Below are 6,501 nucleotides of genomic sequence, written 5' to 3' on the forward strand. Positions count from 1 at the left end.
GTTTTGGCCAGACCCTGGCGCCAACGCGAGCCAACCGTCTCGCGATGCTCTCGCCAACGTTGAGGCAGAAACTCGTCCAGGTCCGCCAATGAGTTCCAGGTCGCGTGAATATCGCAATCGATAAAACCCGTGTGGCTCGAAGCGGCGCCCTTCGGTTTCTGATCGAGAACATTTGTGTTCATGCTGAACTCCTCGCTGTCAGCTCAGGCGCGGATATGTTGCCAGAGCGTTGTCGACCAGGATTTTCGACAGTGTTTCGGGGGCAAGGCCAACCGGTACCGCGGCTGTTCCCTCGAAGTGCCAGTGGGGATAATCGGTAGAAAACAGCAACATTTCATCCGAGCCGATCTCTTCGATGATCGTCTGAACCTGCGCGTCTGTCGGCGGGGCGTCGAAGGGTTGGATAGTCAGCCGCACATGCTCGCGAATGATCTCCGACGGCAGCCGGTCCAACCAAGGCGTTTCAGACCGCACGCCGCGCCATTGCTTGTTTGCACGCCAAAGGTGTGCTGGAAGCCACGTCACACCGGACTCCAAGAGTACAACTTTCAGAGCAGGGAACTTGTTGAATACACCCTCAGCGACCAAGCTGTTGAGAACGCCGGAAAACCCAGGTGCCTGAGAAACGTAGTCGTCAATATAATGCGACGACCATCCAAGCGGGCTAGGAGCGTGACGAAGACTGCTTCCTGCGTGAATGCCAATCGGCAAATTATTACGCTCGGCAGCCGCATAAATCGGCCAATTCTGTCGCCTTCCGAGCGGCACCTCTGCCATGGCCAACATCAGCACCTGCACGAAGCGAGGATCGGAAGCGCGATGCTCTATCTCTTCGGCTGCCAATTCGGGACTGTGCAACGGCACGACAATGGATGCCCTGAGCCGAGGATCCCGATCGAGCCATTCAGCGCTGATCCAGTTGTTTATGGCGCGACAGAGTGCTGCCGACAGGTCCTCGCTGAACATGATCTGCGAGCCGTGCAGCACGTTGCAGATGGCGAACCTCGACTGAAAAGGCTCTAACACCTGATCGCGCAAACGCTCAAGCTGTGAACCTGGAAGCCCGTCTTGCGGACGCCAGTCGGGCCGGCACGACAATGGAATGGTGGGTGGGTAAGAGCTAAGTTCGAAGTCTTCAACATCTAACCCGCGGCGGATGATGTGCTCCCGCCAATACTCATCGAGATAGGGAAGCAACGCGCGATTATCCGGAATGGCCACATGGACGTCGCAGTCTATCGGGCGGGCTGGGAAAGGAACCATTGTCAGCACCTTGGTTTGGTAGACCGTGCAGGAGTTCAGCTCAGGCTTTCCCACCGCACCTGTGTTGTTTAAGTCTGGGGTCTCTTGACGCCCAACCCAATGGCTGAGGTGTCGCGCGAAATTCGGGACTGAACAATGTACAGAAATCTGAAAAGGGCATCAGTACAGTTTGGTCGCTGAGGCACTGGTGGAGTGACAGCGGGGCCTGTCTCCGCCATGAAACATCACTGCAGTTGCAGGATTGAAACCGGTCGCAACGCGGCGCGCTTGCCTTTCCTGCCCCTCCCTCACCTCTCATAACGACCGTCTGTGCTGAACAAATTCGCGAGAATCTGCCTCTGGTGCCTCTCGTCGATTTTGTTTCTTTTTGTGAAGCTGGCGACATCGAGTTCGCAAATCGCTGAGGAACATTCATGGAAACATTCGTGATCATCGGAGGAGGGCTCGCAGGACATCGCGCGGCGACTACGCTCTCCGAACTTTGTCCTCAGGACCGCAAGATATTGATCCACAGTGAAGCTGGGACACCGTATGACAGGCCTCCGCTGTCCAAAGAGTTTCTTTTGGAAGGGAAGCGACCGACTCTCAAAGGACCGGATCTGTACGAGAACGGTGTCATTCTCCGGGATGAAACGAAGGTCGTTCGCATCGATCCTCTGCGGCGATTGGTACACACGGATAAGGGAGAGCCGGAGCCTTATACTAAGCTTCTGATAGCGACCGGGTCTCGGGTGCGTCAGCTCGCAAACTTCGATGTGGACCCAGCACAAATTCACTACTTGCGGACTGAAGAAGACGCCAGCCGTTTACGCGCGGCCTTAAGCCCAGGCAAAAGACTTGCCGTCGTTGGCGGCGGTTTCATCGGATTGGAAGTGTCGGCTTCTGCCCGGCGCTTGGGCTGCCATACGACGGTCTTTGAGCTTGCGCCACGGTTGCTGCCGCGCAGTGCATCGACAACCCTGTCCGCATGGGTAGCAGAAAGGCACCTGAGCGAAGGCGGAGAACTGCGTTTGAACTGTGCAGATCTGCGGATGACGAACAATGCGAAGGGCGAAGTCGTTCTGCATTGGAATGGGGGTTCGCAGATCGCCGACGTCGTCTTGATCGGCATCGGAATTCGGCCGAATGCGGAAATTGCTGCAGAGGCAGGTATTGATACTGCTGACGGAATCGTCGTCAACACCCGCTGTGAAACGTCCATACCCGGGATATACGCCGCCGGAGAAGTCACGAACTACACCGTCTCTGCACTTGGCCAGCGGCTGCGAAGTGAAAGTTGGACAGCCGCCGGCGATCAGGCGACGGTCGCTGCTCAGGTGATGAGCGGCGTGGACGCCCAGTACCAGGATCTACCTTGGTTTTGGTCTGACCAGTGCGGCGTAACTATCCAAGTGCTCGGGTTGCCGGCGTTTGCTACGCGGCTGTACCGTCTTGGAGACCCTACCGGCGAAAAATGGCTTGAGATCGGGTTGAACGACGAGGGTCATTTCGTCAGCGCCGTGGGCGTGAACCCCGGCCGCGAGATGACGCAACTTCGACGGGAGTTGAAGTCTGGAAAGCCGGTTTCTCCTGACATCTTGGGTCGATGCGAAGAAGTCGATTTATCCCAATTATATCTCGCAACTGGCTGAAAGCCTCCCCATAAATTCGAAAACAATGGCAAATAGCATGAATACTGTACCGTTAAATTTCCAATGGATAAGTATGTGTCCATTGTCAGATCTCGAAGAAGCTACGGTTACACCTTTCGTGATCGGCGACCAGAGAATCGCTCTCTACCTGATCGACGAGAAAGTCTACGCGACGAACAATGTGTGCACACATGCGTTCGCCCTTCTGTCCGACGGTTGGTTAGACGGCACTCTCATCGAGTGCCCTCTCCACGGCGCTCAATTCGAGGTGACAACTGGAGAGGTAGTCCAGGGACCGGCGGACTGTGCAATTGCGGTGTTCGAAACGAACATCGTGAACGGAGAAGTTCTCGTTCGCCTGCCAGAAGCTTAGGAAACGGCCTTCGAGCCTTTGAAGGCCCGTTCCGAAGCTATGCGTTGCGCCTTGCACTCAAAGACTAAGGCTACCGACACACTCGGACTATGTTGCAACGACCGTCATTGAATGAGCTCGGGCGAGCGCTGGAGTGCTCGGCAGAATAAAGCCGTCCCTGCCCTGCTCATCCAAGCCTGGCAGGGCCGCTGAGTCTAGTTGCCGGCTTGTTGCTTGCGCTATGCCGCTATATAGGGGGCCGCCGCCAGCTAACCGTCGTGCTGCCAGGAGAAGCTGCCTGGAATATTTCGTCCGGATGCGCTCCTACAGTTGACGCGGAGGATTGAGCAAACCCTCGATCGGGAAGGTTGGCTCAATCTCGCAACAGATTTTTACGCGTAGCTGATCTGCGTCGACCATGCGGGATCGGTGTGCTTCGTCCAATACAGATCCTTGATCTGCAGCGTGACAGGACCAACCTTCCCATTGCCGATGACAGCTTCATCCACGCGCGTTACTGGCATGACCCCGCCGGCAGTCGACGTAATGAAGATTTCATCAGCTGCTTTCAGCTCTTCACGGCTTACGTCGCCGGCGCTAGCGGGCAACTTAAGCTCATTGCAAAGATCGAAAACGGTTCTGCGTGTAATACCCGGGAGGACGCTGTATCCAGGAGTTTTCAGCACACCATTTTTCACAGTGAAGACGTTGAACCCTGGTCCCTCAGCGATGTTGTCGTTTGTGTCCACGATGAGCGCGGTCTCTGCACCTGCGTCATAAGCGTCGAAAAGACCCTTCACCAGGTCAAGCCAATGATAGTTCTTGATCTCGGGATCGATCGACTTCGGAGAAATACGCACGGTGTCGCTTATCGCAATGTGCAACCCGCGCTCCAGTTGCTCTTTGTTCGCTACAGATCCGAAAGGGACGGCAAAGGCAATGAACCTATTTTCTGCCTGGCGGGGATCGCGGCTGAACGTCGGAGAACCGCCGCGAGTACAGATCATCTCGACATATGCAGACTGGTGGCCCGAAAGGGAAACGCATGTCGAAAGGATCGTCTCGATTTCCTCGCGGGAGTAAGGGAGCTTCATTCGAAGCTTTTCCATTCCTTTGAAAAACCGGTCGAGATGAAGGTCAAGCCTAAAGAAGCGGCCATCCCAGACATGGACGGTATCGTAGGTGGCGTCAGAGTGAAGGAAGCCCCAGTCCAGCACCGAAATCTTCGCTTCCGACATGGGAAGATATTGGCCATCCATGAAGGCAACGCCATGGGGATAGTTGCGTTGATCACGATGGCGATCATCTATCGCAGGAAACGCTGCTGCGGCTGCGCCGACGGCAAGTGTCATTTGTGGAACCTCCAAAAAACTTCGCAGTGCATCGAGCACACCAAGGTCAAAACCGCCACAATGGCCCCAGCTCAAGATGAATCTCTTCTCAGCGTCCGCATCGATGTGTGGGCGTTCCACAAAGGTGTTCTTCTCAAGCCGACCTCCACTGGAAGGGGTCGTCACCAGTCATCTGGCCGCTTTTAAACTGCAGGATTTTTCGAGCATTACCCGATCAAACGGACGCCTGGAACGCAATACGCGTTACAAAAAACCTTGAAAGGTGGCGCAATGGTTTCAGAGGCAGCCGGCTAAGCCAGCACTCGCGGCTCAAATTTTACCCGGTCTAGCGATATCATGCTGTTGAACTTTCGAACGTTTGCATTCGTGTACAACTTGGTCTTCACGAAGACATCGAACGCTTCAACGTCCTCGACCGCGACGATGAGTACGAAATCTGCCGCTCCAGTGACCATATAGCATTGCGTGACTTCCTTTGCCGCACGCATGGCGCGCTTGAATTCATCGACCAGGTCAAGGCGTTCCCTGTCCAGCTCCACCGTGACGACGACCGTTAATGTCTTGCCGAGCGCTTTGGGGTCCACCAACGCAATGTCCGCCGTGATGACCCCGTCAGAACGCAATTTGTTCACGCGGCGCATGCATGACGCGGCGGACGAACCCAGTGCGTCCGCTAGCTCAGAGAAGGACATGCGATTGTTTTTTTGAAGTGCGTTCAAAATCCGCCGATCGAGATCGTCCACTCTCTTCCTCCTGATGACGCTGTTCTGCTTGGGACGCACATCATTGCCACGATACTGATAGGGTCTTGACGCCATCCGCTCAAAAACTCGAGCGATCCGATCGAACTGTTTCACAGCTGCGTTATTTTTGGTTTAGAACTTCGTCAAAGCTACTGCAATGTGCAACCGCATCAAGCCGGCCTGCAATGTTCAGTTTCCGCTCAGCGCTTTGCTTGGATCGCAGGAGAGCAAATGCCAACCCTCTCAGATGTTCAGAATCTGCACGATGAGGTCGCTGCGTGGCGAAGGCACCTTCATCAAAACCCCGAGCTCGGTTTTGACGTTCACGAGACAGCGCGGTTCGTAGCCGAGAAGCTGGCATCGTTCGGCATCAATCGAATTGAAACCGGCATCGCCGGAACAGGTGTCGTGGCGCTGATCCAAGGTCGACGCGGTGACGGACCGACGATCGGCCTGAGGGCAGACATGGATGCTCTACCAATTGAAGAGGCGTCGGGAAAGGCGTGGGCATCTACTATAGCTGGAAAAATGCACGCTTGCGGGCATGATGGGCATACGGCGATGCTCCTGGGAGCGGCAAAGTATCTCTTCGAGAAACGCGACTTCAAGGGTTCCGTGGCGCTCATTTTTCAACCTGCTGAAGAGGTCGAGTTGCCCTCTGGTGGACTGAAAATGGTCGAAGACGGGTTCCTGGATCGCTTTGGCATCTCGCAGGTATTCGGGATGCACAACTGGCCTGGCGTCGATGTCGGAAAATTTGCGATCTGCGCAGGTCCGATGATGGCATCTCAGGACGACTTCGAGATTGTCGTCAAAGGCAGAGGAGCGCACGCCGCCTCGCCTCACCTATCCATCGACCCGGTCACTATCGCTGCACAGATCATCATCGGAATTCAAACGCTTGTTTCGCGAAGCACAGATCCGGTGGACTCCCTCGTGATATCAGTGACGAAGCTGAAAGCCTCCAACGCTTACAATGTCATTGCAGATGAGGTTGAACTCGCCGGAACGGTTCGCGCGCTGAAACCCGCTTTGCGCGATTTTGCTGAGACGCAGCTCGAAAGCATGTCGCGTAGCATCGCAAAGGCATTCGGTGGTGACGTCGCTTTCCGATATCGCCGGTCGGTCCCAGCTACAATCAACGAAACACAAGCCACTAC

The 6,501-nt window shown here is 55.4% G+C and carries 6 protein-coding genes and 1 pseudogene; 3 read left to right on the top strand and 4 right to left on the bottom strand.

The window, feature by feature from the left end; genetic code table 11:
* Both EOA60_RS38240 and EOA60_RS13805 read right to left on the bottom strand, forming a co-directional pair.
* Window positions 1-182: pseudogene (locus tag EOA60_RS38240) on the bottom strand (amidohydrolase); the annotation flags it as partial.
* A gap of 16 nt (window positions 183-198) precedes the next feature.
* Entirely contained in the window at window positions 199-1,263 is a 1,065-nt protein-coding gene (locus tag EOA60_RS13805) for an amidohydrolase family protein (RefSeq protein ID WP_164899300.1), read from the bottom strand.
* Between the two features lie 413 nt (window positions 1,264-1,676).
* On the opposite strand from EOA60_RS13805, the gene EOA60_RS13810 reads away from it, so the two are divergent.
* Together EOA60_RS13810 and EOA60_RS13815 are read left to right on the top strand one after the other, a co-directional pair.
* Window positions 1,677-2,894, top strand: a complete 1,218-nt coding sequence (locus EOA60_RS13810) for an FAD-dependent oxidoreductase (protein WP_127335855.1) — start codon at window positions 1,677-1,679, stop codon at window positions 2,892-2,894.
* Window positions 2,895-2,931: 37 nt separating this feature from the next.
* Window positions 2,932-3,267 (top strand): non-heme iron oxygenase ferredoxin subunit, encoded by a 336-nt coding sequence (locus EOA60_RS13815; RefSeq protein ID WP_127335856.1) that lies wholly within the window; start codon window positions 2,932-2,934, stop codon window positions 3,265-3,267.
* Between the two features lie 371 nt (window positions 3,268-3,638).
* On the opposite strand, the gene EOA60_RS13820 is transcribed toward EOA60_RS13815, so the two are convergent.
* The gene (locus tag EOA60_RS13820; RefSeq protein WP_245479275.1) at window positions 3,639-4,673 is read right to left on the bottom strand and encodes an aminotransferase class IV; all 1,035 of its coding nucleotides are present in this window, start codon (window positions 4,671-4,673) and stop codon (window positions 3,639-3,641) included.
* Window positions 4,674-4,888: 215 nt separating this feature from the next.
* Window positions 4,889-5,341: an Lrp/AsnC family transcriptional regulator gene (locus tag EOA60_RS13825; RefSeq protein WP_245502557.1), complete on the bottom strand. Its 453-nt coding sequence runs from the start codon at window positions 5,339-5,341 to the stop codon at window positions 4,889-4,891.
* Window positions 5,342-5,572: 231 nt separating this feature from the next.
* Here EOA60_RS13825 and EOA60_RS13830 point away from each other — a divergent pair.
* Window positions 5,573-6,501: amidohydrolase (locus EOA60_RS13830; RefSeq protein WP_128311488.1), on the top strand; the 929-nt coding region annotated here is incomplete at its 3' end.

Source organism: Mesorhizobium sp. M1A.F.Ca.IN.020.06.1.1 (assembly GCF_004023265.1).
Taxonomy (GTDB): Bacteria; Pseudomonadota; Alphaproteobacteria; order Rhizobiales; family Rhizobiaceae; genus Mesorhizobium.

Excerpts from the sequence above, each read along its gene's own strand:
- EOA60_RS13805 (WP_164899300.1), bottom strand. The coding sequence starts at position 1,263 with ATGGTTCCTTTCCCAGCCCGCCCGATAGACTGCGACGTCCATGTGGCC.
- EOA60_RS13810 (WP_127335855.1), top strand. The coding sequence starts at position 1,677 with ATGGAAACATTCGTGATCATCGGAGGAGGGCTCGCAGGACATCGCGCG.
- EOA60_RS13815 (WP_127335856.1), top strand. The coding sequence starts at position 2,932 with ATGAATACTGTACCGTTAAATTTCCAATGGATAAGTATGTGTCCATTG.